A 1,795-nucleotide genomic window follows, 5' to 3' on the forward strand; every position below is an offset into this window, starting at 1 on the left:
CGTCAACTTCTCAAAAAATTATACATCTATATAAAATGGATATGTTAATTATTAACTAACATATCCATTTGTTCATTTACAAACTTCCTGTATTCTTCTTCTGTTGCTCCCAGTGCCTTTAATATCTTTTTTTGCTTATTTGTCAGTCGATATCTTATATGATATTTCTCATCCGCTAATTTAGTTACTCCCAGCCGTTCATAATCTTTCAATACTTTCGGTACTGTGTACTCTTTTCTATTCGTTTTATACAATTCCTTTAATGACTGATAAATCTCATTCCTGATAATCAATGCTATGAATGATACGAACACTTTGCTTTCAAGTTTCTCTTCCGAATGTACTCTGAATACATCATTCCCTAAATATGTCTTTTCCATCCTGAATATCTTTTCCACCGCATCCCTATCCCGATATGTTTCCAGCGCTTCTTCTGCACTCATCTTTTTTGACGTCACTATCGCAAAATATCCCGCTTTATTTATCAGCTTCATGATTTCGTTATCTTTTCTTTGATAATTCATGAAGTATCCATTCTCATCAAATCCCAATCGATAATATTTCTCATAGCTTTTCACATCTTCTGCTTTCTTTATCTTTTTCTCTTTCTTCTTCTCTAACTCCTCATCCATCTTATTGAATCTGTTATTGATCGTAATCTTTTCTTTTTCCGCTTCTATTCCATTATAATATACATGCACATATTCTTTTTTTCCTGTATTGAATAAATCCTTCTCTACTGTCATCCCGTACAGTTCGTATCCCTGCATATAATTTGAATATCCGTTCTTTAATACTGCTCCTGCTTCTTCTGCCGCTTCCTGTATGAACTTTGCATTCCCCTTCGTCATCAGTATATAGTCATAATTATGCTTTTCGAAATACCTTATATTCCGTAATGAAAAATATCCCCTGTCCAGTATGAATCCTATTTCCCTGCATCCGTACTGCCGGGCTCTCTCCACCATCTTTTCACATTCCGTATTGTCGATGATGCTTCCCGGAAACAATTCATAGAATAAAGGCACCTGATCCGTCTGATTATATCCTATTGATAAATTCACTTGCGGTAATTCATCACGATCCTTCGCATGTCCGTATTCTGCCAATTCAAGATTTCCTGCAGCACTGTTCATATTCGTCGAATCATAAGCTATATAGATTTGCTTCTCAACATGCATATGTACCCACGATCTGATGAACAAATCGATATCCTTTACTTTTATTTTTTTAAACAGTCTTCCTATCGCATTATCATCGAAGTTCTCTGCACTGAACAATGTGTGATTATATCCATAGTCTTCAAAATACTGCATTACGTTATTTTCGCTCATCATCATATATGTCGCTATATCCAGGATCTTGTCCGAATCATCTTTGAAAATCGTCTCCAGCAGTTCTTTTAATCCATTCCCAGCACTTATCTTGTCCGCCACAAAATGAGGTCCCGCAATAACGAAGTCTGCTTTATCTCCGGGTTCATTCTGTTCATATGGAAATATTTCAAAATAGTTCCTGTTTGGAATCAGCTTTCCTTCTTCGTTAAGTTTTCCAATAGCTACTCTTACTGGTCTGGTTTGTTTTAATTCTGGCGAATATTTAACCCTTTGTGTCAAGTACACATAACTGCCACTTCTGCCTTTTATGATGACTGTTCTTTCAGGTAAATCCACAGGATTTTGATGCATAAAATCATCCTTTCTATAGATGTATATTTATACATCTATTATATCATACTCTTTCCGAACAGAAAAGCTCAAATACGCTTATTTTATCACCTATTTGAGCTATTTAT

General features: G+C 35.2%; 1 protein-coding gene. It reads right to left on the reverse strand.

Annotated elements, in window-relative coordinates:
- Nucleotides 1-44: 44 nt before the first annotated feature.
- Nucleotides 45-1,688, reverse strand: coding sequence for an IS1634 family transposase (locus tag BQ5367_RS00200; protein WP_071440588.1), 1,644 nt, complete (start codon nucleotides 1,686-1,688; stop codon nucleotides 45-47).
- Between the last annotated feature and the right edge of the window lie 107 nt (nucleotides 1,689-1,795).

The organism is Traorella massiliensis, from assembly GCF_900104665.1.
Classification (GTDB): Bacteria; Bacillota_I; Bacilli_A; order Erysipelotrichales; family Erysipelotrichaceae; genus Traorella; species Traorella massiliensis.